This is a genomic window from Roseobacter sp. HKCC-CH-9351, from assembly GCF_037830295.1.
In the GTDB taxonomy this organism is placed as follows: domain Bacteria; phylum Pseudomonadota; class Alphaproteobacteria; order Rhodobacterales; family Rhodobacteraceae; genus M30B80.
Genome location: NZ_JBBLYM010000001.1, coordinates 959,984 through 984,337 on the forward strand (window position 1 = coordinate 959,984; position 24,354 = coordinate 984,337).

The 24,354-nt window shown below is 55.0% G+C and carries 25 protein-coding genes and 1 pseudogene; 12 read left to right on the plus strand and 14 right to left on the minus strand.

Annotated features, from left to right (window positions below; genetic code table 11):
- Positions 1-166 precede the first annotated feature (166 nt).
- Entirely contained in the window at positions 167-1,201 is a 1,035-nt protein-coding gene (locus AAC632_RS04975; protein WP_340297842.1) for an AbrB family transcriptional regulator, read from the plus strand.
- 14 nt (positions 1,202-1,215) lie between these two features.
- Here AAC632_RS04975 and glpK read toward each other — a convergent pair whose 3' ends face one another.
- Positions 1,216-2,712: a glycerol kinase GlpK gene (glpK, locus tag AAC632_RS04980; RefSeq protein WP_340297841.1), complete on the minus strand. Its 1,497-nt coding sequence runs from the start codon at positions 2,710-2,712 to the stop codon at positions 1,216-1,218.
- A 3-nt stretch (positions 2,713-2,715) separates the two neighbouring features.
- Positions 2,716-3,495 (minus strand): DeoR/GlpR family DNA-binding transcription regulator, encoded by a 780-nt coding sequence (locus AAC632_RS04985; RefSeq protein ID WP_317656614.1) that lies wholly within the window; start codon positions 3,493-3,495, stop codon positions 2,716-2,718.
- 190 nt (positions 3,496-3,685) lie between these two features.
- Between AAC632_RS04985 and glpD the strand changes: the two genes are divergently transcribed.
- Positions 3,686-5,263, plus strand: coding sequence for a glycerol-3-phosphate dehydrogenase (glpD, locus tag AAC632_RS04990; protein WP_340297840.1), 1,578 nt, complete (start codon positions 3,686-3,688; stop codon positions 5,261-5,263).
- A 1-nt stretch (position 5,264) separates the two neighbouring features.
- On the opposite strand, the gene AAC632_RS04995 is transcribed toward glpD, so the two are convergent.
- Both AAC632_RS04995 and AAC632_RS05000 read right to left on the minus strand, forming a co-directional pair.
- Positions 5,265-6,332: an FAD-binding domain-containing protein gene (locus AAC632_RS04995; protein WP_340298765.1), complete on the minus strand. Its 1,068-nt coding sequence runs from the start codon at positions 6,330-6,332 to the stop codon at positions 5,265-5,267.
- A gap of 81 nt (positions 6,333-6,413) precedes the next feature.
- Positions 6,414-6,785: pseudogene (locus AAC632_RS05000) on the minus strand (deoxyribodipyrimidine photo-lyase); the annotation flags it as partial.
- A 105-nt stretch (positions 6,786-6,890) separates the two neighbouring features.
- Between AAC632_RS05000 and AAC632_RS05005 the strand changes: the two are divergent.
- Positions 6,891-7,823 (plus strand): DMT family transporter, encoded by a 933-nt coding sequence (locus AAC632_RS05005; RefSeq protein ID WP_340297839.1) that lies wholly within the window; start codon positions 6,891-6,893, stop codon positions 7,821-7,823.
- Here the strand turns inward: AAC632_RS05005 and arsJ are convergent.
- From arsJ to trhO, 4 genes are all read right to left on the minus strand, one after another.
- Entirely contained in the window at positions 7,803-9,056 is a 1,254-nt protein-coding gene (gene arsJ, locus AAC632_RS05010; protein ID WP_340297838.1) for an organoarsenical effux MFS transporter ArsJ, read from the minus strand. The genes AAC632_RS05005 and arsJ overlap by 21 nt on opposite strands.
- Positions 9,053-10,051, minus strand: a complete 999-nt coding sequence (locus AAC632_RS05015) for an ArsJ-associated glyceraldehyde-3-phosphate dehydrogenase (protein ID WP_340299874.1) — start codon at positions 10,049-10,051, stop codon at positions 9,053-9,055. The genes arsJ and AAC632_RS05015 overlap by 4 nt, the downstream gene beginning before the upstream one ends.
- Before the next feature lie 3 nt (positions 10,052-10,054).
- Positions 10,055-10,879: an arsenate reductase/protein-tyrosine-phosphatase family protein gene (locus tag AAC632_RS05020; protein WP_340297836.1), complete on the minus strand. Its 825-nt coding sequence runs from the start codon at positions 10,877-10,879 to the stop codon at positions 10,055-10,057.
- Between the two features lie 78 nt (positions 10,880-10,957).
- Positions 10,958-11,860, minus strand: coding sequence for an oxygen-dependent tRNA uridine(34) hydroxylase TrhO (gene trhO / locus AAC632_RS05025; protein WP_340297835.1), 903 nt, complete (start codon positions 11,858-11,860; stop codon positions 10,958-10,960).
- A 79-nt stretch (positions 11,861-11,939) separates the two neighbouring features.
- Here trhO and pncA point away from each other — a divergent pair, with 79 nt between their 5' ends.
- Entirely contained in the window at positions 11,940-12,551 is a 612-nt protein-coding gene (gene pncA, locus AAC632_RS05030) for a bifunctional nicotinamidase/pyrazinamidase (RefSeq protein WP_340297834.1), read from the plus strand.
- Here the strand turns inward: pncA and AAC632_RS05035 are convergent.
- On the minus strand, positions 12,540-13,634 hold the full coding sequence (locus AAC632_RS05035) for a THUMP domain-containing class I SAM-dependent RNA methyltransferase (protein WP_340297833.1): 1,095 nt from the start codon (positions 13,632-13,634) through the stop codon (positions 12,540-12,542). The genes pncA and AAC632_RS05035 overlap by 12 nt on opposite strands.
- A gap of 67 nt (positions 13,635-13,701) precedes the next feature.
- Here AAC632_RS05035 and pncB point away from each other — a divergent pair, with 67 nt between their 5' ends.
- Entirely contained in the window at positions 13,702-14,994 is a 1,293-nt protein-coding gene (pncB, locus tag AAC632_RS05040; RefSeq protein WP_340297832.1) for a nicotinate phosphoribosyltransferase, read from the plus strand.
- 79 nt (positions 14,995-15,073) lie between these two features.
- On the opposite strand, the gene AAC632_RS05045 is transcribed toward pncB, so the two are convergent.
- The 3 genes from AAC632_RS05045 to arfB form a co-directional block, all read right to left on the minus strand.
- Positions 15,074-15,442 carry a hypothetical protein gene (locus AAC632_RS05045; protein WP_340297831.1) on the minus strand — a complete coding sequence of 123 codons (369 nt, stop codon included), beginning with the start codon at positions 15,440-15,442 and terminating at the stop codon, positions 15,074-15,076.
- 63 nt (positions 15,443-15,505) lie between these two features.
- The gene (locus AAC632_RS05050; protein ID WP_445322652.1) at positions 15,506-15,808 is read right to left on the minus strand and encodes an MrcB family domain-containing protein; all 303 of its coding nucleotides are present in this window, start codon (positions 15,806-15,808) and stop codon (positions 15,506-15,508) included.
- A gap of 230 nt (positions 15,809-16,038) precedes the next feature.
- Positions 16,039-16,455 (minus strand): alternative ribosome rescue aminoacyl-tRNA hydrolase ArfB, encoded by a 417-nt coding sequence (gene arfB / locus AAC632_RS05055; protein WP_340297830.1) that lies wholly within the window; start codon positions 16,453-16,455, stop codon positions 16,039-16,041.
- A gap of 216 nt (positions 16,456-16,671) precedes the next feature.
- Here arfB and AAC632_RS05060 point away from each other — a divergent pair, with 216 nt between their 5' ends.
- The 7 genes from AAC632_RS05060 (at position 16,672) to AAC632_RS05090 (ending at position 22,120) form a co-directional block, all read left to right on the plus strand.
- Positions 16,672-16,836, plus strand: coding sequence for a hypothetical protein (locus AAC632_RS05060; RefSeq protein ID WP_340297829.1), 165 nt, complete (start codon positions 16,672-16,674; stop codon positions 16,834-16,836).
- Positions 16,833-17,777, plus strand: coding sequence for a calcium/sodium antiporter (locus AAC632_RS05065; RefSeq protein WP_340297828.1), 945 nt, complete (start codon positions 16,833-16,835; stop codon positions 17,775-17,777). The genes AAC632_RS05060 and AAC632_RS05065 overlap by 4 nt, the downstream gene beginning before the upstream one ends.
- A gap of 14 nt (positions 17,778-17,791) precedes the next feature.
- Entirely contained in the window at positions 17,792-18,571 is a 780-nt protein-coding gene (locus tag AAC632_RS05070) for an SDR family oxidoreductase (protein WP_340297827.1), read from the plus strand.
- Positions 18,572-18,881: 310 nt separating this feature from the next.
- On the plus strand, positions 18,882-20,768 hold the full coding sequence (uvrC, locus tag AAC632_RS05075) for an excinuclease ABC subunit UvrC (protein WP_340298764.1): 1,887 nt from the start codon (positions 18,882-18,884) through the stop codon (positions 20,766-20,768).
- A gap of 18 nt (positions 20,769-20,786) precedes the next feature.
- Entirely contained in the window at positions 20,787-21,401 is a 615-nt protein-coding gene (gene pgsA / locus AAC632_RS05080; RefSeq protein WP_340297826.1) for a CDP-diacylglycerol--glycerol-3-phosphate 3-phosphatidyltransferase, read from the plus strand.
- Positions 21,402-21,405: 4 nt separating this feature from the next.
- On the plus strand, positions 21,406-21,654 hold the full coding sequence (gene moaD / locus AAC632_RS05085) for a molybdopterin converting factor subunit 1 (RefSeq protein ID WP_340297825.1): 249 nt from the start codon (positions 21,406-21,408) through the stop codon (positions 21,652-21,654).
- 4 nt (positions 21,655-21,658) lie between these two features.
- On the plus strand, positions 21,659-22,120 hold the full coding sequence (locus AAC632_RS05090; protein ID WP_340297824.1) for a molybdenum cofactor biosynthesis protein MoaE: 462 nt from the start codon (positions 21,659-21,661) through the stop codon (positions 22,118-22,120).
- Position 22,121: 1 nt separating this feature from the next.
- On the opposite strand, the gene AAC632_RS05095 is transcribed toward AAC632_RS05090, so the two are convergent.
- Together AAC632_RS05095 and AAC632_RS05100 are read right to left on the minus strand one after the other, a co-directional pair.
- A complete protein-coding gene (locus tag AAC632_RS05095; RefSeq protein WP_317656582.1) occupies positions 22,122-22,439 on the minus strand; it encodes a hypothetical protein in 318 nt (105 codons plus the stop codon).
- Positions 22,436-24,316, minus strand: a complete 1,881-nt coding sequence (locus tag AAC632_RS05100) for an OmpA family protein (protein ID WP_340297823.1) — start codon at positions 24,314-24,316, stop codon at positions 22,436-22,438. Before AAC632_RS05100 ends, AAC632_RS05095 begins: the two co-directional genes overlap by 4 nt.
- Between the last annotated feature and the right edge of the window lie 38 nt (positions 24,317-24,354).

Here is a 24,354-nt window from a genome sequence, read left to right on the forward strand (position 1 = left end):
TTGATCCTTGCGGTGGGTCTGGTTTTTGTGCCTGCCTATCGCGCCCGCCGCGCCCGCTTGCGTCAGGCTGGTGTTGCAGATGGCGATTGATCAGCGCTAAACATAAGTAATCGGGCGCGGGGATAATCCGCGCCCCCTTTTGTTGAAAATTGCAAAGGCCCATTGGGTGCGTCCGACCGCTCAACGCATTGTCAAAGAAACTCTGCCCACGCTTGCGCTTGGCGCGGCAGGGGCTGGGCTTTTTTGGTTGATTGGGTTTCCTGCCTATATGCTGACTGGGCCTGCTGCGGCTGTTTCGGTTGCCACGATGTTAGGGTTGAAAAGTTTAATTCCCTTGCCCCTGCGCGATGTGGTGTTCGTGGTGATTGGCGTCTCGATTGGCAGCACGGTCACACCTGAGGTGATCGAGACTGCGCTGACATGGCCAATATCCTTGGCCATTTTGGCGGTCACTTTGGTTGTGCTGATTTTTGCGCTGCGGGCCATCTTGATGCGCGGTTTTGGCTATGATGTGGTGACTGCGACCCTCGCCGCCACGCCCGGGCATCTCAGCTATGTTCTTGGGTTGTCGACCTCAATGGGCGTGGATGTGGCGCGGGTGGCTTTGGTACAGGCCACGCGGGTTTTGTTGCTGACCCTCTGTGTGCCCTTGCTGATCTCGCTTTGGGGGATGACAGGCACGGCCTATGTCGTGGATCACGGGGCCATCAGCCTTTTGGCGGCTGCGGTTGTTTTCGCGGCGGCCTTAGCTCTTGGTCTTATCTTTAAACGGTTTTCGATACCTGCGCCGCTTTTATTGGGTGCGATGGCCGCATCAGCCATTGGCCATGGGGCGAACCTGACCCCAGGCAATTTGCCGATCTGGCTGACCTCACTGGCCTTTATGGTGATGGGTTGCTTGATTGGCACGCGATTTCGGGGGCTGGATCGCAAAGGCTTGTTGGGGGCCTTGGCGGCGGGGGCGGTGGGGACGCTCGTATCCTGCGCAGTGGCGGCACTTGGCGCTATCATTGCGGCCAGACTGATCGGGTTGCCCCCTTCGGTGCTGCTTCTAGCATTCGCACCGGGGGGTGTGGAAATCATGGCGGCTTTGGCAGTCAGCACAGGCCTTGAGCCTGCTTTGGTTGCAGCGCATCACGTGGTACGCCTGCTGATTTTGAGCGTAGCTGTGCCACTGCTGATTGTTCGTATTAAGGCCTAAGCTTACGCAAACTACTAGGCCCCCGCTGCGATGGCCGCAGCAACCGCCCTTTGCCAGCGCGCATAATCTGAATTGCGCGTATCCGCATTCATCTTGGGCGCGAATTGACGATCTATGGCCCAAGTTTTTCTGAAGCCTGCTTGGTCTGGGTAAAGGCCTGCCTTGTAGCCTGCCAACCACGCAACGCCGCGGGCGGTCGTCTCGAGGTGCGTGGGTCGATCGACTGGCGCATTCAGAATATCGGCCACATATTGCAGGGTGTAGTCTGACGCGCTCATGCCGCCATCCACCCGCAGAACCGTTTGGCCCGTTTGCAAAGCCGCCATATCGGCGGCCATAGCCTCCATCAGATCACGGGTTTGCAAGCCCACGGATTGAAGTGCGGCGCGCGCCAATTCATTCGGCCCTGTGTTGCGCGACAGACCGAACACGGCCCCACGGCATTCGGAATTCCAATAGGGTGTGGCCAAACCCGTAAAAGCGGGCACAAGCGTGATGGCTTGTCCATTATCTGCGGCTTTGGCCATGTCTTGTGTCTCTGCCGCCGAGGCGATGATGCCCAACCCATCGCGCAACCACTGCACCACCGCGCCCGCAATGTAGATGGAGCCCTCTAGCGCATAGGCCGTTTGCCCATCCATGCGATAAGCGATGGTGGTCAAAAGTTTATTCTTCGAGGGGACAGCAGTTGTGCCTGTGTTCATCAGCGCAAAGCACCCAGTGCCATAAGTGACTTTGGCCATGCCTTTGTCAAAACAAGCTTGGCCAATTGTTGCGGCCTGTTGGTCACCCGCAACGGCGCGGATCGGAACTTCTGCGCCGATGACATCCTTTGCGGTCGTCCCGAAATGTGCGTCACAATCGAGAACATTGGGCAGAACCGCACTGGGGATGTTAAAGAGCGAAAGGATATCTTCGCACCACTCAAGGCTGTGGATGTCGAACAGCATTGTGCGCGCGGCATTGGTCATATCGGTCACATGGGCCGCGCCTCCCGTCAAATGCCAAATCAGCCAAGTGTCTACTGTGCCAAAGGCCAATTCGCCCGCCTCGGCGCGTTTGCGGGCATCTGGGATTTCATCTAACATCCATGCCAATTTGCTGGCTGAGAAATATGGATCAAGCACAAGCCCTGTTTTGGCGGTGATCATCTCTTCATGGCCTGCGGCACGCAAAGTTGCGCAGCGATCCGCTGTGCGGCGGTCTTGCCAAACGATGGCATTGTGCAAGGGCGCGCCCGTTTTGCGATCCCACAGAAGCACGGTTTCACGTTGATTGGTGATGCCGATGGCCGCAATCGCCGTTGCGGGTGTCGCGGCATCGCGCAAGGCGGATGTGATACAATTTTGCGTGGTCTGCCACAAATCCATCGGGTCATGCTCGACCCAGCCCGAGCGCGGGTAGTGTTGGGTAAACTCCTCTTGCGCCTGTGCAAGGGCATCAAACGCTGCATCGTAAACAATCGCGCGGGTCGAGGTGGTGCCTTGGTCAATTGCAAGAATATGGGTCATGGTTTAGGCCCCTGTCGAACTGTATGGAATTATATGTGTTGCTAGCCCCCAATCACGGCAACGTGCGGCCAATGGGGCGTCAAGCGGATGATCTGTAAACAGCGCATCAATTTGCGAAAGTGCAGCGATTTTTGCAGGTGCGCTGCGCGTAAATTTTGAGCGGTCGGCCACCAAAAACACGCGCCGCGATTGTGAGATGATTGTCTGGCTGACCCCCACCTCTTGGATGTCGAAATCCAACATATCCCCTTCCGCATCAATGGCTGAGCATCCTATGACCGCAAGGTCAAATTTGAACTGCGCCACCGCATCCGAGGTCAGCTTACCGATCAGCCCCCCATCTGCGCGGCGCAATTGCCCGCCCGCAAGGATGATCTCGCAATTGGGATTGGCGGCAAGGATAGTCGCGACATTGATGTTATTTGTGACCACCAATAGATTCTTGTGATGCAGCAAATTTTGCGCAACGGCCTCTGTCGTGGTGCCGATATTGAGGAAGAGCGAAATGTCATCGGGTATTTGGGCCGCACAAGCTGCCGCAATGCGTGCCTTTTCTTCAGCGTATAACCCGCGCCGCATTTCATAGCCGATATTTGATACGCTCGATGGCAGGATCGCGCCCCCATGGACGCGCTCTAATTTTCCAGCATCGGCAAGATCGCTGAGGTCGCGGCGGATCGTTTGGGTGGTCACGCCAAAATGCGCGGCCAGCCCTTCGACACTCACTTTTCCCTCGCGCCTCGCGATGTCGAGAATCTCTGGCCAGCGAAAGCTTTGCGACATGCGCGTTCCTTTTCCTTTTCGCGCATTTGCGCGGTTAACAGACCTTAGATGGCTAAAAATCGGGGGTCAATTCTTCGAATGACGTCAAAAATGAATAATTTTGAAGATTATTATTTTCGTTTGTGTTCGTTTGTGCCATAGCGGCGGCAGGTTTCGGTAGAATGAGGCCCGCAAGAAAGGCGCAATGGATATGACGAGCGAGATTGACGATCTTTTCATCATCGGCGGTGGCATCAATGGCTGCGGCATTGCCCGCGATGCGGCGGGACGCGGCTTGACGGTGCGTTTGGCGGAAATGAACGATCTGGCCTCGGCCACGTCTTCGGCATCGACTAAGCTGTTTCATGGTGGGTTGCGCTACCTAGAATATTTTGAGTTTCGCTTGGTGCGCGAGGCGCTGATTGAGCGTGAAACTTTGCTCAAAGCCATGCCTCATATTTCTTGGCCGATGCGGTTTGTGCTGCCCTACCATAAAGATATGCGCTTTGAGAGCAAAACCCCGACATCGCGACTTTTGGCGCGGCTTATGCCTTGGATGACGGGGCGGCGCCCGCAATGGTTGATCCGATTTGGCCTGTTTCTTTATGACCACTTGGGCGGGCGAGACATATTGCCTGGAACCTCGGTGCTGGATTTGCGCAAAGGCCCTGAGGGGGCGGCGCTGCACCGTAAATTTTCCAAGGCCTATGAATATTCAGATTGCTGGGTGGAAGACAGCCGTCTTGTGGCGCTGAATGCCCGCGATGCGGCCGAGCGTGGCGCAGTGATATTGCCGCGTCACAAGGTGGTGACCGCCAAGCGGGAGAATGGCATTTGGAAGATCAGCACCCAGACCCGCGATGGTCAAACCTATCACCATCAGGCGCGGATTTTGATCAATGCCGCAGGGCCATGGGTCAGTGATGTGATTGGCCAGAAGATCGGCCAAAACAGCAAAGGTGGCGTGCGTCTCGTGCGGGGCAGCCATATTGTGACCAAGCGTCTTTATGATCATCAGAAATGCTACTTCTTTCAGGGTGACGACGGGCGCATATGTTTCGCCATTCCTTATGAGCAGGATTTCACCTTAATCGGGACGACCGACAAAGATCACCGCGACCCCGATACCCGCCCCGAATGCAGCATCGAGGAGCGGGATTATATGCTGGCCTTTGTGAATAACTATTTTCGCACGGCTGTCACTGCCGAGGATATCGTGTGGTCTTATTCTGGTTTGCGGCCGCTCTATGATGACGGGGCGCAATCGGCATCTGCCGCCACGCGGGATTACACGCTGATCCTGGAACGGGATGGGGATGCGCCCTTGCTGAATATTTTTGGTGGCAAGATCACGACCTATCGCCGCTTGGCAGAATCTGCGCTTGAAAAAATCGCGGAGTTCACGAAATCCGCGCGCAGGCCGTGGACGGCGGGGGTAGCCTTGCCAGGTGGCAATTTTGCTGTGAGGGATGTGGATCGGTTGATTGCAAGCCTTGCAGCGGCTTATCCGTTTCTTACGCCCAAATGGGCCACGCGCCTCATTCACGCCTATGGGCGGGATGCTTGGGCGATAATGGCGGGGGCTCAAACATCAGAGGATCTCGGTCGCGATTTCGGCGCAACTTTGACCGAGGCAGAGGTGCGTTGGCTTATGAAACATGAATTCGCGCAAACAGCCGAAGATGTGGTTTGGCGGCGCAGCAAGTTGGGGCTGCGGCTAGACCCATCACAAATAGCGGCCCTTGATGCATGGATGCAAAGCGCCGCAACGCAGATGGCGGCAGAATAGGCTAATCAAACAGGGACAATTGTGCCGTGGGGTGTTTGGCGGCACGTTTTGTCTTGCGGGGGGATTTGCGGCTGCCATGGCGAGTGAGAACTGCAACCGCGCCCGCCTTGTGATCGGGCGCACGGCGCTTGGCCCAAATCTGATCTTTGGCCCATTTGGCGCGCGCCGCAGGATCAAAAATGGGGTTGGGGTAGGTTCGTCCCAAAATGCCATACGCGTCAGGATGCAACCACGGGCGGTGCAGGGCATCCCCTGAGAGCTGTGCAAGTTCAGGCACCCAACGGCGGATGAACACCCCCGAGGGGTCTTGATCCAACCCTTGCTTGATTGGGTTGTAGACGCGGATCGTGTTGATGCCCGTTGTGCCAGATTGCATCTGCACCTGTGACCAATGAATTCCGGGCTCATAATCGGTGAACATCCGTGCGAGATGCAGGCCAGTTTCGCGCCAATGGAACCACATGTGATAGCTTGCAACTGCCATCACCATCGCGCGCATCCGAAAATTTAGCCATCCCCTATGACGCAGGGATCGCATACAGGCGTCCAGAAAGGGCAGCCCCGTTTGTCCGTGTTTCCACGCTTCAAACCATGGGTGTCCCTGCGGGTCATCGCGCAGGCCATCATAGGAGTGGTGCATATTTTCCCATTCAATCCGTGGCTCGTCTTCTAGTTTTTGGATGAAATGGCAGTGCCAATAGAGGCGAGATTGAAAGGCGCGCATGGATCCGCGCCATTCTTTGTGGCTCGGCCCTTTGAGGAGGGTGCCTGCGCGGTGTGTGGCGGCTTGTGCGACCTCGCGGAGCGAGATCGTGCCGAATGTGAGATGCGGCGAAAGGCGCGAGCACGCATCAGCGCCAACAAGTGGGCTAGACATTGCCGATCGATAGGGCGCGCCACGTTTGATGAGAAAACTGTGCAGCAGCGCGCGTGCTGCTGTTGATCCGCCGTCTTGCAGATCATCCCCGCCATCAGGCGCAAGGCCCAAATCCGCAGGCTTAGGTAAATCCAAACTGGGCGTTTCGTAAATTGGCTCAAGATGTGGCACTGAATGGCAGGGATCCAACATCTGCCTGTTCCATTCCCCCGCCCATCCATTGCGCGATTTTAAGGTTCGGATCACACCGAATTGACGGGGTTCATGCCACGGGATGGATTTTGATTTGCACCAAGCTGCCACCCTTTTGTCTCGCGCATATGTCCATCCATTCCCGGTTTCTTGATGCGACCAAAGCGCGGCGATCGGTTGTTGGGCTGCTAGTTCGTCTAAGATGGAAACAGCATCCCCACGTCGGATTAAAAGAGGCTGACCCAAACTTGCTAGTGTATCATGTAGTTCAGCTAACGATTGACGAAGAAACATCCAATGTCGTGCGCTTGCATCGGGTTCAGTCCAAAAATCAGGTTCAATAATATACACAGGCAAGACAGGCCCTCGGGCTGCAGCTGAGGCAAGGCATGCTTGGTCTGTGACACGTAAATCACGTTTGAACCAGACAAGGTGTACGGGCCATTGTTTCATGTTGAGTTAAAATAGTCTTAGTTTCGGCCGTGTCAGTAATTTGCATGGTCGACAGTATTAAATTTACAGCCTAACAGTAACTGATAATGCAAAATTGGATTGACGATGCCAACTGTTCCAGACCTCCCGCAGAACATTGTAGTCGCTAAAAATTTGCCTAGAGCTCCCGATAATATTAGGGGCCTGGTGTTGATGGGCTTAGGCTTTTTTGTATTCGCTGCTGTTGACACAATGGCAAAGTTTTTGACAGACGGATTCCATCCAATCCAGATTGTTTGGACCCGCCAGCTAGGTCTTGTTTTTGGTGTAATTGTAATATTGCTCTGGCGCGGAACTAAAATCTTAAAAACTGCGAAGCCCAAATTACAATTTTTGCGAGGTGCACTGGCTGTAGGTTCGGCAACCTGCTTTATAACAGGAGTTAGCTTTGTCCCTTTGGCCGATGCAATCTCAGTGACCTTTATAGCTCCGCTGATTGTCACCGTACTTGGCGCATTGATTCTACGTGAAAAGGTGGGCCTACACCGATGGTCAGCTATTTTTGTCGGATTTTTAGGTACACTGATTGTAATTAGGCCAGGCTTAGGGATCGTCCATCCGGCAGTATTTTTGATAGTATTGGCTGCGAGTATGTTTGCGGTTCGCCAAGTCCTGTCCCGTATGATTGCACCCTATGACAATACATACACAACTGTTGCTTACACTGCTCTTGTTGGGGTGGCGGTTATCAGCATACCTCTTCCATTTTTCTGGGCATGGCCAAGCGATAAGAATTCCTTAATCATAATGTTCTTCATGGCAGCGTTTGCGGGCTTGGGCGAGCTTTTGGTGATCCGTGCGCTTGAGATCGCGGAAGCTGTAGTTTTGGCCCCCGTGCATTACTCAATGATATTATGGTCAGTGATGTATGGGTATTTGGTTTTTGCGCAATTACCAGATGGATGGACCCTAATTGGCACCACTTTGATCGTTGCAACTGGTCTTTATACTATGCATCGTGAACGCCTTGCAGCGCGCTCACGCCCTCCCACAGTTTAGGCGATTTGCGGCGACAGCCGATAAGGCCAAAAATCCGCTTGCCACCATCAAGCAGGCCTCAACCCCGCCCCATTGATAGGCAAGGCCCGATAGGCCCGTGCCCAACAATCGGCCTGCCGCATTCGCCATGTAATAGAAACCAACATCTTGGCTGACCCGCTCGGATTTTGAAAATGCGAGAATGAGGTAAGAGTGCAGTGCCGAATTCACGGCAAATATCGCGCCAAAGACCAACAGACCCAAGACCAGCGTCACAGTCAGCCAAGGGGCGGGCGCGCCTGCGGTGGAGACAGTAATCGCCAAAAGCGCAGGGATTGGCACAAGCGCCAAGGCCCATTGGCGCGCGCTTGCGGACAGCCGCCCCAAATCATTGGCCCCTTTGCGCAGGATGCGCGGGGCCATGGCCTGAACAGCGCCATAAAAGATGATCCAGACCGCCATGAAGGTGCCAATCATGAAAAAGGCTGCGCGTCTGCTTTCATCGCTGCCATCGGAAAGAACGGCGTAGAAATAAACCGGGATGCCCACCACAAACCACACATCCCGCGCGCCGAATAAAAAGACGCGGGCAGCAGACAGACGATTGATATTTTTGTCTCGCGAGATGACGGTGGAAAACTTGGTCGCTTTGTTGCCTTTGGGCAGGCCGTCTGGCATGAAGAAAAGCAGCGCCACAAGGATCAGTGCCAAAATAGCTGCCATGCCCAACAAGGCGGTGTTATAGCCATAAAGTGCCAAAAGGCCTGCGCCCAAAAGGAACCCCAATCCCTTTACCGCGTTTTTTGATCCTGTCAGCCAAGATACCCATTTCAGCAATCCAGCCCCTTCGGGTGCCAAAAGTTTGACAGCCGATTTTGAGGACATTTTCGCCAGATCCTTGGCCACGCCTGAGGCCCCTTGCACGGCCATCACATAGGCCACAGATGCGCCGATCGACCACGCAGGATCCAGTGCGGTAAGGGCCAAAAGCGCACCAACCTGTAGGATCAGCCCCGCATATAAGGTGCGGGTCAGGCCAAACCGCGCGGCCAGCCAGCCCGCAGAAAGATTGGTTATGACGCCTGCAATCTCATAGAGCAAAAACAGATAGGCCAGTTGAACGGGACTAAAGCCGCGCTCGTGAAAGGCCAAGAGAACCAACATCCGAAGCGCGCCATCCGACAGCATAAACGCCCAATAAGCCGCTGTTACGGCGATATAGGCGGGCAGGGCGGATGGCTTTGGCGCGGTCATAGACTTGCGCCAACCATGCGCGCGACATCAATCAGGCGATGGGCATAGCCCATTTCATTGTCATACCACGCATAAATCTTGGCCTGCGTGCCATTAATGACCATCGTGGATGGCCCATCCACAATCGAGGATCGCGTGTCATTAGTGTAATCCGCACTCACCAAAGGGCGCGCTTCAAAGCCGAGGATGCCGTTCAGCGCCCCTTCTGCCGCACGCGCGAAGGCTGCGTTGATTTCCGCCGCCGTGGCCTCGCGGTCTAGCTCAAAGACACAATCGGTCAGGGACGCGTTCAACAGAGGCACGCGCACAGCGTGCCCATTCAGCTTGCCCTTCAATTCGGGATAGATCAGCGTGATCGCCGTGGCACTGCCCGTTGTGGTCGGAATCAGTGAGTTCAGCGCAGACCGCGCGCGGCGTAAATCTTTGGCTGGCCGATCCACGATGGTTTGGGTGTTTGTGACATCATGGATTGTGGTGATTGAGCCGTGCTTGATGCCAAATTCTTCCATCATCACTTTGACCACAGGGGCAAGACAATTTGTGGTGCAGCTTGCCGCTGTCACGATGTCATGCGCGGAAGGGTCATAAATCTCGTGGTTCACGCCATAGACGATATTCGCGGTGGGGCCATCTTTGACGGGGGCGGAGACAATGACCTTTTTCACGCCTGCGGCGAAATAGGGCGCAAGGGCCGCAGCTGTTTTAAATTTCCCCGTGCAGTCAATGACCACATCCACCCCCTTAAGGGGCAGGTCATGGATGTCTTTGGTGCCAATAAAAGGAATGCTTTGGTCATTGATGATGACAGCATTCTCTGTTGCTGAGAAAGACGCGGGCCAGCGACCATGCACTGTGTCAAACTCCAACAGATGGGCGTGCATGGCGGCATCACCGACCGCATCATTGATCCAAGCGATCTCTGCGCCCGCCTCAAGCAAGGGTCGCAGCGCAAGCTTGCCGATGCGGCCCAATCCGTTCAGCGCGTAGACAGTCATATTTCAATCCTCTTTAGAAGTCTCTGCGATGTGATCCACCGCCTTTTGCAGCGCCGCGCGTTCTAGGCTTTCAAGGGGCAGGGCGGTGAAGGCGGCAATACGATTGCGCAACGCGCCATAGGTTGCCTGAAAAGCCAGCCCCCGCTCAGCAACGCTGCCTTGGGCCTTTACAGGGTCAGGCAGGCCCCAGTGCCCGCTGACAGGCTGTCCCGCCCAAGCGGGGCAATCCTCATTGGCGGCCACATCGCAGACTGTAAAAACAAAATCCATCTGCGGGGCTTCGGGCGCTTGGAAAACGCTAAGATGCTTAGAACTGAGAGCAGAGGTATCATGCCCTTTTTGGCGCAGCACCTCGAGCGCGAGCGGGTTGAGCGTGCTTTGCGGTTGGACACCGGCGGAGTATACGCGAAACCGATCCCCGCCTATATCGCGTAGCAAAGTTTCAGCCATGATGGAGCGTGCCGAGTTTCCCACACAGAGGAACAGCACATTAAATGGCCTGCCGTCATTCTGCGGGTCAGGCGCACAGTCAAACTGAAGGTTTGCCCGTCCACGGCAGCACTCTGAAAATAGAGCAGCCATCATATCATGGGTGGTGTCCATCGCTACGCGATAGCGCAGCGAAGTGCCTTCGCGTTCTTGCACGATCAACCCCGCCTGATGGAGTGCGCCAAGATAGGCCGACAAGGTCGAGGGTTTAACCCCCAAAGCAGCACCAATTTCCCCCGCCGCGACCGCATCAGGATAACGGCGCATTAGCAGGCGAAAAATATCAAGGCGTGGGCCATGGCCCAAAGTTGAAAGCTGTGTGACGAGTATATTTTCCATATTTCGTGAATAATCGAAATAATGAATCGAGCAAAGACTCCAATGGCGCTGTCATGAAAAATTCACGGAGAGCGTAAACTAGCCTGCCAAATGGCTTTCACCGCGGGCTTTGGCCAAGGCAATCTGGTGCTGACGTTCGCGGAAACGCGCGCGATCTTCATCGCTGTGCTCGCCCATACATTGATGACAGGAGACGCCTTCTTCGAAATGAGGATGTCTGCGATCTTCGTCAGAAATCGGCCGGCGACAGGCACGGCACAGACCATAAGGCCCCTGTTTGAGGCCGTGACCGACAGAGACGCGTTCGTCAAAGACGAAACATTCGCCCTCCCAAAGGCTGCTTTCTTGTGGCATTTCCTCAAGATATTTTAGGATGCCGCCTTTGAGGTGATACACCTCCTCCACGCCTTGATCCTTGAGGAACGCGGTGGATTTCTCGCAACGGATGCCACCGGTGCAGAACATTGCAATCCGCTTGTTGTGAAAGCGATGTTTGTTTTCTTCCCACCATTGTGGGAATTGGCGGAAACTTTCGGTCTGTGGATCAACCGCGCCTTTGAAAGTGCCAATGGCCACTTCGTAATCATTGCGCGTGTCGATCACAGCGACATCAGGGGCCGAGATCAATTCGTTCCATTCTTCAGGCGCAACATAAGTGCCCACGATTTTGCGCGGATCAGTTTCTGGCACACCCATCGTGACGATCTCGCGCTTCAGGCGCACCTTGAGGCGGCCAAAGGGCATTTCGGTGGCTGTGCTTTCTTTCCATTCAAACGCCGCACAACCAGGCAGGTTGCGGATATGGGATAGCACCGCGTCAATCCCCGTGCGGCTGCCTGCGATGGTGCCGTTTATCCCTTCGCGCGCTAAAAGAAGCGATCCCTTGATCCCCTGCGCCTCGCAAAGCCCAAGCAGGGGCGCGCGCAACTCTTCGGGCGCGTCAAATCGGGTAAAGTGATAGAGAGCAGCGACAATATACATAGCTGCGCATTTACGCCCTTGCATTGTGCAACTCAACCCTTAGGTGATGCGGCACGCCGCCCTATACGGAGACCATGGTATGAAACCCGATACTCATGCGCTTTTGGTGATTGATGTGCAAAATGACTTTTGCGAAGGCGGTGCCTTGGCTGTGCCTGAGGGCAGCGCGATTGTGGCGGGGATCAACGCCTTGATGGATGACTATGTCGCCGTGATCCTGACCCAAGATTGGCATCCCGCGGATCATTCCAGTTTTGCAAGTCAGCATGAGGGGAGCGCGCCCCTAGAGATGATTGAGATGCCCTATGGCCCACAGGTTTTGTGGCCTGATCATTGCGTGCAAGGCAGCGCAGGGGCGGAATTTCATCCAGAACTTCGCACAAACCGTGCGGATCTGATTATTCGCAAAGGGTTTCGCCCTGCCATCGACAGCTATTCTGCGTTTTTCGAAAATGATCACCAGACCCCCACGGGGCTTGAGGGATATTTGCGCAATCGTGGGATCACGCATCTGACCATGGTCGGATTGGCGACAGATTTCTGTGTCAATTATTCCGCGCAAGATGCCGTAAAACTAGGGTTTGCAGTCGACCTGCGCCGCGATTTGTGTCGCGCGATTGATCTGGGCGGATCATTGGCGACAGCTTTGGATGACATGGCCGCTTTGGGTGTGATGATGTCAAAGGGCTGATTGATAGAGTTTGACCGTTAACCCACCGAAGGCCACGGGGCGGCTCACCTCTGACCATGTCAAACCTGTGGCCTTGGCTAACCCTTCGTCTGATGTGACCATGCCAAATTGCCATCCTTTGAACCGTTCGCGCATGACCGCACCAATGGCGCCGTAAAGCCCAAACAACAATTTGCGATTGCCAATCCGCGCGCCATAGGGTGGGTTCAGAATGACCAACCCTTTTTGCTTTGTCGGTGGTTCAAGCGCGCTGAGGGGCTGACAGGCAAAGCTGGTCCATTCCGCAACACCTGCACGCTCGGCATTGGCGCGCGCGCCTGTAATGGCCCCTTGGTCGCGGTCGAACCCGTAAAATTGCTCGGCCTCAGCCTCGCATGAGGAAAAATTGCGGCGCATTGCAGACCAATCAGCAATCTCAAATCCGGCAAGATCTTCAAACGCAAAGCGGCGCGCACGCCCTGCGGGCAACCGCGCGGCAATCTCGGCGGCCTCAAGCAAAAACGTGCCAGAGCCACACATCGGATCAACCACAGGCATCCCGCTATGATAGCCGCAGGCCCGCAAAAACGCGGCTGCAAGGGTTTCTTTCATGGGCGCTTTGCCGATGAATTCCTTGGCGCCCCGTTTGTGCAAGCTCTCACCGGATGTATCGAGGCTGAGTGTGCAAAGATCATCTTCGATGCGCAGTTTGACAACAATCAGCGCCTCAGGGTTCGGCGTGCTGCCAAGCGCCGCGCTGATTGCCCCCTCAATTCGTTCCCCAGCTGCGCGTTGGTGGTAAATCTTTGATTTGCGGCAGGTGGCCTCAACGCGCCAAGCTCGATCAGGACGCAAAATGCTGGCCCAATCCAATTTGCGCGCGCGCTTGTCCAATTGTGCCAGATGCATCGCGCGGAATTCCGCGATACGGATCAATACGCGTCCCGCGCAGCGCAGCCAGAGATTGGCACGCATTGCCTCAGCGAGATCACCCTGACAGATCACACCCCCTGCCACAGATTGCACGCCCGAGAAGGATAAGCTGCGCGCCTCCTCGGCGAGGATATCCTCCAATCCTGGGGTGCCTTGCAGGAAAATTTCCATCGCTCTTGCCTTTATGGCCTATGATTTGCTCTAAACGGCGCGAAACACGCCTGCTTGGAGCCTAGCCATGGTCGATATCGCCACCCGTGTCCATAACCATCGCTGGAGGATTGACCCGATCGTGCGCTCGCTGATCGACACGGATTTCTATAAATTGCTGATGTGTCAGTCAGTCTTTCGCAATCGGCCCAAAACCCAAGTCGCATTTTCACTGATCAATCGCACTACGCGCATCCCGCTTGCGCATCTGATTGATGAGGGTGAATTGCGTGAACAATTGGATCATATCCGCACCCTGCGCCTGACGCGGGGCGAAAGCACGTGGCTGCGCGGGAATACATTTTATGGCAAGCGCCAGATGTTCCGCCCCGATTTCATGGAATGGTTCGAGGCGCTGCAACTGCCCCCCTACCATCTGGAACGGGTAGGGGATCAATATGAGCTGACCTTTGAAGGCGCATGGCCCGAAGTAATGCTTTGGGAAATCCCCGCGCTTGCAGTTTTGATGGAATTGCGCGGGCGCGCTGTCTTGAAAGACATGGGTAAGTTCGAGTTGCAGGTGCTCTATGCCCGAGCGATGACAAAGCTTTGGGAAAAAATCGAAAGCATGCGCGCGATTGAGGGCCTGCGCATTGCTGATTTCGGTACTCGCCGCCGCCATTCCTATCTGTGGCAGGATTGGTGTGTACAGGCGATGATCGAAGGTTTGGGGGTTAAATTCGCGGGCACCTCAAATTGCCATATCGCGATGAAGCGCGACATTGAGGCCATTGGGACGAATGCGCATGAATTGCCGATGGTCTATGCCGCCTTGGCCCGCGATGATACGGAACTGGCTCGGGCGCCCTATGATGTTCTTGCGGATTGGCATGAGGAACATGATGGCAATCTGCGCATCATCCTGCCCGACACCTATGGCACGGCGGGGTTCCTCAGGAACGCGCCCGATTGGTTGGCGGGTTGGACGGGTATTCGTATAGATTCAGGCCAACCCGAGGCAGGGGCCGAGGCCGCGATTGACTGGTGGAAATCGCGCGGTGAAGACCCCACGCATAAATTGGTGATCTTCTCGGACGGGTTGGATGTCGACCGCATCGCCGAGCTGCACGCCAAATTTTCAGGCCGCGTGCGCGTGTCCTTTGGTTGGGGCACGCTGTTAACGAATGATTTCCGCGGATTGGTCGAGGGGGATGCGCTTGCCCCCTTCTCGCTGGTCTGCAAAGCCATCCGCGCCGATGGCCGCCCCACAGTCAAACTGTCCGACAACCCCGAGAAAGCGATGGGGCCAAAGGATGAGATCGCACGCTATAAGCGCGTGTTCGGGGTGGGGGAACAGGAGCGGGTGGCGGTGGTGGTTTAAGATAGTATCAGTCTTAGATACTTAAATCTCATTTGTTCCTTAAGATGGTCAACATCGCTGGTGTCCACTTGTTTGTGGATCATACGATGGCAGGTTGGAAAAACACGAGGAAATCATCTGGAACGATATACCTTTTTGTTTGCTCCTCAGATAAGGTTTGCAAAGGGGCGCAGTGGTGAACATCCAATGGGGTATTGATAGTTGGCCCGCGATAATTCCAGTCGATCTGCGGATCCAAGCCACAACATTCACAGACCGCTTTTCGAACTGAGAGGATTTCGCGGCGTACCTTACCCGAACGCTCAATTTTGCAAGATAATACGTAGCGCCTAGTTTCATCAATGTTGCTCGAGTTTGCTTCAGCATACATTATGCCACTTGGGGTCGATCCGCCTCTCTCGATAAGTGTTTGGTGGGCGGCTAGCATCTTTTCGAGATCATCGCACACCACCTTTTCATTCAAATCCGAAAGGCTATATGTCCGACCAAAGGAGCGTCCGGCAATATAGCCTTATGGCAAGTCTTCGTCGGAACCCAAATCGATCGTTCCGGTATCAAATAGTGCTGCATACTCGGGCACTCTCTGCGCCATATCCAGAGCCCGGCGCAGCAGCACTTGTCGTCCGTTAAGCCTGCCAAATTCTTTGTACACTGCGATGGTGCCTTGGTTCATTGACAGAGTAACAGTACGTGTTTGTGGGTTGATTAAGTAGACAACATAAAACCCCTTAGTCGCGGTTTCTGTTTCCAAAGGATCGAAAAATGCTAACCATGGAACAGCGGCCCAATTACCCGCACCGACACTAGCCTTCAATTTAAGTTCATAAGGCCTTTCAAATAGTTACTTCTTCGCTTCTGTTGCGACGTCACGGCGAACAAAATTCCCAAAGTCGCTATTTGAAAAGGGCTTCATGCGCTCATGAGCGTAGGCTCTTGCAGTCTTGCTGAGCATTTCAGCGAGCATATGTCCTACATTTTTGTGTTTAAATTATCACATAATGTTGCTTCGGAATAATGCATTTTCAAAAACGGGGGGATCACCCCTCATCCCTCCACCCTCCCCCGCCCCGCCTTCACCTCACCCCGCACCTTCTTCGCCTTGATCCGCCGTTCCACCGATCCCTTCGTGGGGCGGGTCGGGCGGCGGGGTTTGGGGGCCACTAGGGCGGCACGGATCATCTCGGCCAGTCTTTCACGGGCGATCTCGCGGTTGCGGGCTTGGCTTCTGGTGTCTTGCACAAAGATTACCACTGCGCCGTCTTTCGTCCATTTCTGGCCCGCGATGCGTTCTAAGCGGCGTTTGACTGGCGCGGTCAGATGGGGAGAACGGGCGGCCTCGAACCGCAATTCCACTGCCGTTGAGACCTTGTTCACATTTTGCCCGCCTGGCCCTTGGGCGCGGGTGAAGCTTTCGGTCAATTCCCAATCGGCAATGGTGATCTGGTCGGTGATGGTCAGCATCTGGGTCTGCCTTGCGGGTTTGTGCGGGCATCATAGCGGGCAAAGGCGGATAATCCCAGTGGCGATCCTTCGCCCCAAGCCCGTAAGATTTCGCAGATGACGCCCCTTGTTTGAAGGGGGGGGCATCGTTACATGAGGGGCTATGATGAAAAGACCACTCCGCCCTCATCTTGCACAAGTCCCTTGGTCCTTTGTTTTGGGGCGGATTGATTTGTGATGCTTAAGATCATCAGCCTTTTTCTAATTTTTATGGCCGTGCTTGCCATGTTTGGAAAGCTGCGCCTGCCCAAGTTCAAATCGCGCAAGCCGCGCTTTCCCCCAGATCCCCTAAAGCGTGATCCGCTAAAACGAGATCCGAGAGACGAGGACAAACCTGAATGACCGCGCATATTGCCTTGGCTGTTTTGGGCTTGGTGATCCTTGTTCTTGCGGGGGATGCGTTGGTGCGGGGGGCTGTCAACCTTGCGTTGCGGTTGGGCATTTCGGCCTTGGTCGTCAGCCTGACCGTGGTGGCCTTTGGGACATCTGCGCCAGAATTATTGGTGTCGATCCAAGCTGTACTTGGTGATGCACCAGGCTTGGCGCTGGGCAATGTCGTGGGGTCGAACATCGCCAATGTTCTTTTGGTCTTGGGGTTGCCCGCAATTATTTCCTGCCTTGATCCCAGTGTCTCGGACACGCACAAGAATTACATTTTCATGCTCTGCGCCAGTTTGGTCTTTGTCGTGCTTGCGTTTCTGGGGCCCTTTGTCTGGTGGCACGGTCTGATCCTTCTGGCGGTTTTTGCGCTGATATTGGGCGATCAAATTCGTCATGCCTTTGCAGGTGATGCGCCCGAAGAGTTACCCGAAGAATTGGAAGAAGCTGATCCGTCCATGCCCTATTGGAAGATTGGCATGTATCTTGGGCTTGGCTTGATTGGTCTGCCTTTGGGGGCGGATCTCTTGATTGATAGCGCCACAGAAATCGCACGCGCCTTTGGCGTGTCGGAGGTGGTCATTGGTTTGACCCTTGTGGCCCTTGGCACCAGTTTGCCCGAATTGGCTACATCTGTGATGGCCGCATTGCGCAAACATGCAGATGTGGCCTTGGGCAATGTAATTGGCTCGAACATCTTTAATTTGGTTTTCATTTTTGGGGTTGCCCCTTGGTTTGGCGCCATTCCCGTGGATAGCGAATTCCTGCGCTTTGATCTTTGGGTGATGTTGGGCACTTCGCTGATCTTGCTGCCTTTCGTGTTTTTCCGGTGGCGCATGGGGCGCGCGGTGGGACTTCTCTTTGTGGCGCTCTATATCGGCTATGTAAGTTTCTTATTGCACTAGTCGGAGGTTCAGAGATGCCCGCAGCTTTGGTGACAGGCGCAGGTCAGCGCTTGGGTCAGTCAATGGCGATTGCATTGGCACAGGCGGGTTACGATGTGGCGATCCATTATGCCTCATCCCGCGAAGGGGCTGAGGCGACCGCGGCAGCCGTTCGGGCCGCAGGGCGTCAGGCGGTTCTGGTGCAGGCCGATCTTTTGGAGGAGGCGGCGACACATGCCCTTTTGCCCGAGGCCCGTGCGTCAATCGGGGCGCCTTTTTCGGTTCTGGTCAACAACGCCTCCATATTCGAGCATGATACATTCGGGGGCCTCACCCGCGAGAGTTGGGATCGGCATATGAATTCCAATTTGCGCGCGAGCGTGGTCTTGTCGGAGGCTTTTGCCGCGCAGGCCCCCAAAGCCGTGCAAGATAGCGGCGGTGAGCCGCGCGCAACCTCAGTCATCATCAACATGATCGACCAAAGGGTGCATAAGTTGACCCCCGATTTTGTCAGCTACACATTGGCAAAATCCGCATTGTGGACATTTACCAAAACCGCCGCGCAGAATTTAGCGCCCGATATTCGCGTAAATGCCATTGGACCCGGCCCAACATTGCGCGGGGGACGGCAGGATGCAGCGGCCTTTGCCCGCCAGAGACAAGCCACAATTTTGCACCGTGGCGCCGATTTGGACGATATCACCGATGCGCTCATCTATTTGGTGAAAGCTAAGGCTGTGACAGGCCAAATGATCGCCGTGGATGGGGGGCAGCATCTGGCTTGGGCGACCCCTGATGTTATAGGGACAGAATAGGTATAATTTTTGATTATGATTAGAGTTTTCCACCGAGGTTCCTTAGGTAACGTTTAGGTAAAGTTTAAGTAACGATTTGATCACAAAGCCCCACTGGAAAAGAAAATAATTAACAAATTCAAATAGTTAAAAAGACGCCTAAAAATTGTGCAATTCACAGAACCCTCCGAAAAACAAAGAAAAATTTCGATGCTTCAAGGGTTTTCCGCAGGTTTATCCACAGGTTTAGTGGACATATTTTCCCTTGAACTTGGCTGCTCTTCGTTGCAGCGCGAATTGGAATCAGGGCAAGCTTTGCATCATGGATGACATGTTAGAAAACAGCGTGGAAATTAGCCCCTCAGGAGATGCGCCGCGGCAGGGGCATGAGGTCATCCGCGACTATCTTAAGACGCTAGATCAAAGCCCTGGTGTTTATCGCATGCTCGATGCGCAGAGCCGCGTTTTGTATGTTGGCAAGGCGCGTGCCCTCAAGCGGCGGGTGTCGAATTATGCGAAACCCTCGGGGCATAGTCCGCGTATCGCGCGGATGATTTCGGAAACTGCTTCGATGATGTTTCTGACCACGCGCACCGAAACCGAAGCGCTGCTGTTAGAGCAAAATCTCATTAAACAGCTCAAGCCACGATATAATGTTTTGCTTCGTGACGATAAAAGCTTCCCGAATATCGTAATCGGGGCTGGGCATGATTTTCCGCAAATCCGCAAACATCGAGGGGCGAAGACGGAGAAAGGGCAGTACTTTGGCCCGTTTGCTTCGGCGGGGGCGGTTAATCGCACGTTGAACCAATTGCAAAAAGTGTTCTTGCTGCGCAATTGCAGCGATACGACTTTTGACAGCCGCACGCGGCCCTGTTTACTCTACCAGATTAAGCGGTGTTCTGCGCCATGTGTTGGCTATATTAGCGCATCAGATTACGCCGCGAGCGTGGCTGATGCCGCGCGGTTTCTGCGCGGGAATTCCACGGAAATTCAAGAGCAGCTTGGCGCGCAAATGGCAGAGGCGGCCGAAGCGATGGAATATGAGCGCGCTGCAGCGTTGCGCGATCGCATTCGCGCGCTGACGCAAGTACAAGGCACCCAAGGGATCAACCCGCAAACTGTGCGTGAGGCCGATATCATCGCCTTACATATGGAGGGCGGTCAGGCCTGTGTTCAGGTCTTTTTCATCCGCGCCAACCAAAACTGGGGCAACCATGACTATTACCCGCGCTTGGGTGGTTCTGAATCCCCCGATGAGGTGATGGAGGCCTTTTTGGGCCAATTCTATGATAACAAGGAACCCCCACGCCAAGTGATCCTGTCGCATGGGCTGGAGGAGGCCGAGCTGATGGAGGCCGCCCTGGGCCAAAAGCGCGGTGGAAAGGTTGAGATCCTCGTGCCACAGCGCGGCGAAAAGGCGGAATTGGTTGAGGGGGCATTGCGCAATGCCCGCGAAAGCCTTGCACGGCGTATGGCCGAAAGCGCCACCCAAGCAAAATTGTTGCGCGGTTTGGCCGATGCGTTTGGCCTAGATGGCGCGCCTGCGCGCATAGAGGTTTATGACAACTCGCATATCCAAGGCGCGCATGCCGTTGGGGCCATGATTGTTGCGGGGCCAGAGGGCTTTCTCAAAAGCCAATATCGCAAATTCAACATCCGCGGGGACGACCTTACCCCCGGGGATGATTTTGGCATGATGAAAGAGGTTCTAACGCGCCGCTTTCAGCGCCTCCTTAAGGAAGACCCTGACCGCAAATCGGATGCTTGGCCTGACTTACTGCTTATCGATGGTGGGGCAGGGCAGATCAGTGCTGTTGCCGAGATCATGGGGGATCTAGGTGTTGACTATGTGCCCTTTATCGGTGTCGCCAAAGGTGTCGATCGTGATGCCGGCAAGGAAGAGTTCCACCGCTATGGGGCGCGTCCCTTTGCGCTTAAGCGCAATGACCCTGTGCTCTATTTTATCCAACGCCTGCGCGATGAGGCGCATCGCTTTGCAATTGGGGCGCATCGCGACAAGCGGTCAAAGGCGATTGGCGCGACCCCGTTGGATGAGGTTCCCGGCATTGGCGCCACCCGCAAGCGGGCGCTTTTGGCCCATTTTGGAAGTGCCAAAGCCGTGTCGCGCGCAGATTTGGCAGATCTTAAGGCGGTAGAAGGAATCTCAGATCGGATGGCAGAAACCATCTATGCCTTCTTCCATGACGGGGCGTGAGCGGATAAGATCAAACCTATGACATGGACACTTCCAAATATTCTGACGGTGCTGCGCCTGCTGGCCGCGATTGCGGTCGGTGTTGTATTTGCAATCTTTCCACGTCCGATTGCCGATTGGGTGGCGTTGACCTTGTTTATCGGCGCGGCCACCACCGATTATCTGGATGGATATTTGGCCCGCAAATGGGCGCAAGTTTCCCGTTTCGGTGCCATGCTTGATCCGATTGCGGATAAGGCCATGGTGGTGATCGCTTTGGCAATCTTGGTCGGACTGTTTGATCTATCCGTGGCCCTGATCACACCTGTTGTTCTTATCCTGTTTCGCGAGGTCTTCGTCTCGGGCCTGCGCGAATTCTTGGGCGCAGATGCAGGGCGACTTAAGGTTACTAAACTCGCCAAATGGAAAACCATGGTGCAGATGGTTGCGATTGTCTTGATGTTCTTATGGGCGATTGCAGAGCATAATATGCACAATGACCATTCATTTGGCACCTTTGGCTTGCATGTGCTGCGCGATGCTTTGGCGTGGGGCGGCACGGGGATGTTGTGGCTTGCAGCCGTTTTGACCTTTGTCACAGGGTTTGATTACTTCCTCAAAGCCTTGCCATTCCTCAGTGACCAGAAAGGCTGACGGGATGATTGAACTGAGATATTTCGCATGGTTGCGTGAACGCATTGGCACGGATCGCGAGATGATCAACACCGATGCGGCAACAATCGCCGATTTGATGGCTGAGCTGCGCGGTAAATCTGACGCGCATGATTTGGTCTTTTCGGATCTATCCTCTGTCCGCGCGGCAGTTGATCAGGAATTGGTCGATTTGGATCATCCCGTTCAGGGCGCGCGCGAGATTGCCTTCTTTCCACCGATGACGGGGGGCTAGGGCCATGGCGGTAGATGTCCGCGTCCAGTCTGCGCCGTTTGATTTGGGCGCTGAGATTTCGGATTTCGCCGCAGCCGCAACGGGTGCGGGCGCTGTCGTCAGTTTCACAGGTCTGGTGCGCGATTTGCCCGATCAAAGCCTCGCTCACATGGAAATAGAGCATTATGCAGGCATGACTGAAAAAGCACTTGGTACAATCGCCGCCGAGGCGCAAGCGCGCTGGCCGTTGATCCGTGTTTTGATCATCCACCGCTATGGCAAACTTGTGCCGTCAGACCAGATCATGATGGTCGCGACCGCTTCGCCCCATCGCAAAGCAGCATTTGAAAGCGCTGATTTCCTCATGGATTATCTGAAGTCCCGTGCGCCATTCTGGAAAAAAGAAGCGCGCCACGATGGGCGCGCGGATTGGGTAGAGGCCAAAGACGAAGATGAGGCCGCGCTTGCCCAATGGGTAAAATCTTAGATTAAGATTTCTCCAACTTACTGCGCAGATGGTCGTTTTCGCTGCGGGCTTCACGCAACCCTTCCATCGCGGCTCGCAACTCGGCTTCGGTTTGGGAAAGCTGCGTGGTCAATTCGCTTTCGCGCTGTTCGATATAAGTGATGGCTTGGTCGCGCAATTCTTCGGCTTCGTGCAGCGAAGCGGCGAGGCTTTCCAACTCATTCACATCTGCATCGGATACGCGCGTCAGGCGATGCACAAGCCAATTTGCAAACCACCCAAGGGCAAAGGCGATGATCAAAATGATCGTAATGGCGATAATGAATTCAGTGCGGTTCATTGTAAGGCCTCCTCGCCTGCAGGGGCTTCGGCATCTGCCGCCTCCTCGGGTGTGTCATTTTCGGCTGCGGTTCGATCAATCAGTTTAAACTCGATACGGCGGTTTTGCTCGCGGCCCTCTTCGGTGTCATTATCCGCGATTGGGTTGGCCTCACCATAGCCGCGCGCCGATAGGTTCGACACTAGAACCCGCCGCGCCAGAAGGCCGTTTAAGACCGCATCAGCGCGGGCTTGGCTCAATGTGAGGTTCATTTCCTCGCGCCCTTGACTGTCGGTATGACCGCCGATTTCCATATCGACATGGCGGCAATCTGGCAGGATCTCAGCCAAGCGATCTAGGATTGCGCCTGTGCTTTCGTTGATTTCAATCGACCCAGGATCAAAGGTAATTTTCGTCTCTGCCAATAGATCATTGATCCGCGAAAGGCAGATTTCAGGTGACAGCAATTCGGGTTCAGGCGCAAGGCTTGCATCCACGGTCACGTTGATGTCGAAATCTGCACCGTCAAGTTTATCCGAGAGGAGGCGCGAGGCCAGTTCGATATGATCTCGATCTGCAACACGGCCAGACAATATCAGTTTTGCAGGGGTGATGAGCAAATCGCCGTCATGCAAAAAGGACAGCGCCTCTAAGCCTGCAAGACTGCGGACTGACCATCCTTCGGGCAAGGCTGCGTCCAAATTCGTGGCGAAATAGACATTTTCGCTGCCGAAAAGCGCCTGCGCGAAAGCTTGGTTCGCGGCTTGCAGGTTTTCATCGGGTAAGCGACCGCGCACCTGAACGGCCCCTGTTTCAGAAAGGCTTGCGGTGAATTCTGGTGCTTCTAACGCGCCGCTATCTTGGGGCGGGGGCGGTAGGATGGCCTGCAATGAGAACAGATTGGGGAGGTTGCGGTCTAATTCTCCCACCACCCGATCAAAAAGACGCTGCGATGTGCCTTCTTTTGCCACAAGGCTGACATCGGCGTCTGAGAAGGTGAGCGCCCCATCCTCGAGTTCTGCCAGAGCGGCAACTGCTACCTCAATGGCCCGCGCCCATTCTGTAGACGGCACGCCAAGGCCCACATCACAGCTTTCACCTGCGGCAAGGCCTGCGGCCTCAGCCGCGGTAATGATCCGCGCCGCATTCGCCTCCGTATCTGCGGAGCAAACCTCAAGGGTGGCCACATCGCCCTCGCGGATCATACGAAAGGCAAAGGGTGTAATAACGGGACGGGGGGCGGAGATGTCGATAACCACATCCAACCCCGCCTGAGGGTAACTGTTTAAGCGGGACATTGCGCTGTCACGCTCCGCTACGCTATCTGCAACGGCCGTGACAGTCACCTTGCCCTGCATCACCGAGATTTTTGAACGTGGAAGCAAGCGCAAGGCGCGCAGCCCGTATTCAAGTGCGGCATCCCAACCTTGCGGAATAGGATAGTCAACGCTTTCCACCAGATTGGCGACTTCGACCCCATTGGTGATATCGGCGATGCGCGCGGCAATTGTTTCGCCATCGGCATCGGTTGGGATCAGTCCAATCATCGAAATGCCGTCACTGTTGCGCAACATCTCGAGCAGGAAATCTGGGGTTGAAATGCCTGCGGGGTCAGCAACAGTAATTTCATCAATCAGCCGGTCATCATCCACGACTGCCGCGGCAAGGGTCAGCGCGCGAAACCGTGCGGCCTCATTGGGGGCCTCACCTGAAATGTGAACTTGCAGCCCGTCCCCGCGCAACTCGACCCAACTCACGCCAGATTGCTCAAGCCGGTCCTCAACCGCCGCAACCGAACGGTTTTCGGTAGAGATCGCCGCGGCGATTGCCACGAGGTAAGACAACAGGCCTGCGACCAAAAAAGTTAAAACTGCTACAAGAGAGAGCGAAATTTTCATATTGGAAATGTGATCCGAATTTATCCCCTGCGGATGGC